At 76.9% G+C, this 1,457-nt stretch carries 1 protein-coding gene; it reads left to right on the forward strand.

Annotated features, from left to right (window positions below; all coding sequences use genetic code 11):
• Window positions 1-133 precede the first annotated feature (133 nt).
• The gene (locus AAHZ94_RS33995; RefSeq protein ID WP_349997546.1) at window positions 134-1,315 is read left to right on the forward strand and encodes an ABC transporter permease; all 1,182 of its coding nucleotides are present in this window, start codon (window positions 134-136) and stop codon (window positions 1,313-1,315) included.
• Window positions 1,316-1,457: the final 142 nt, after the last annotated feature.

Raw genomic sequence — 1,457 nt, forward strand, 5'->3', positions numbered from 1 at the left:
GGGGGTGCGGGCCGCGGGGGCGCGCGAGCCCGCGGGGCGTCGGGGCGCGGGGCGTCGGCGGGGGGGGGGGCGGGCGGGGCGCGCCGGGCGCGGGGCCGGCGCGACGGATGGTGCCACGAGCCGGCGCGCGAGGTTGCGCCCGGCCCGGCTCGCGCCGCGGGACGTGCTGGCGCTCGGCGCGGTGGGCCTGCGCGCCCGCCGGGCCCGGGTCGTTCTGTCCGCGCTCGGCATCGCCATCGGGATCGCCACGATGGTGGCCGTGGTGGGCCTGTCGCAGTCCAGCAAGTCGGACCTGATGGCCCAGCTCGACCGGCTCGGCACCAACTTGCTCACCGTGGAGGCGGGTGAGGACGCGCAGGGCAACGCGGTGCGGCTGCCGCACTCCGCGGTGGCGATGGTCGAGCGCATCGGCCCGGTGCAGCACGCCACGGCCACCGCGAACGTGGACGCCCGGGTCCGCCGCAGCGACGTGGTGCCCAGGGAACGGGCCGCCGGGGTGACCACTCAGGCGGCCCGTACGGACCTGCTCCGGGCGCTGGGCGGCAAGGTCGCGAAGGGGACCTGGCTGAACACCGCCAACGAGCACCTGCCCGTCACGGTCCTCGGCGCGGTCGCCGCCGAACGCCTCGGCATCACCGAGCCGGGCGAGAAGATCATGCTGGACGACGAGTACGTGGTGGTCGTCGGCATCCTGCGGCCGATCGAACTGGTGCCGAACCTGGACCGGGTGGCGATGGTCGGTTTCCCCGCGGCCGAAAAGTACTTCCACTCCGACGGCCACCCGTCGATGGTCTTCGAGCGTTCCCCGGACGGGACGGTGGAGGACGTACGCGCCGTCCTGGCCCGTACGGTCAGCCCCGGCGCCGAAAGCCACGTCAAGGTCTCCCGGCCGTCGGACGCGCTCGCCGCGAAGGCCGCGACGGACGAGAGCCTGACCACGCTGATGCTCGGGCTCGGCGCGGTGGCGCTCCTGGTGGGTGGCATCGGGGTGGCCAACACCATGATCATCTCTGTTCTCGAACGCCGTCAGGAGATCGGCCTGCGCCGGGCGATCGGCGCCACCAGGGGCGCCGTCCGGCTCCAGTTCCTCACCGAATCGCTGCTGCTCTCCGCCCTGGGCGGGGCGACCGGCGCCGCCCTCGGCACCGCGGCGACCCATGCCTTCGCCCGCGCCCAGGGCTGGACCGCGGTGGTCCCTCCGTGGTCCGTCGCGGCGGGCCTCGCGGCCACCCTCGTCATCGGCGTACTGGCCGGCCTCTACCCCGCGGTCCGCGCCTCCCGGCTCCATCCGACGGTCGCTCTGGCAGCGGCGTAGACGGGCTGGGGCGGCCGGGACCGCTGGAGCTGCCAGGGCGGGCGTGGCACGGGTGGCGCGGGGCCGGGCGTGCGCCGGGGCGGTGGGGGCGCAGGAGGGGCGGGGGGGGGGGGGGGGGGGGGGGGGGGGGCGGGCGGGGGGG

Source organism: Streptomyces sp. HSW2009, assembly GCF_040240285.1.
Lineage (GTDB): Bacteria > Actinomycetota > Actinomycetes > Streptomycetales > Streptomycetaceae > Streptomyces.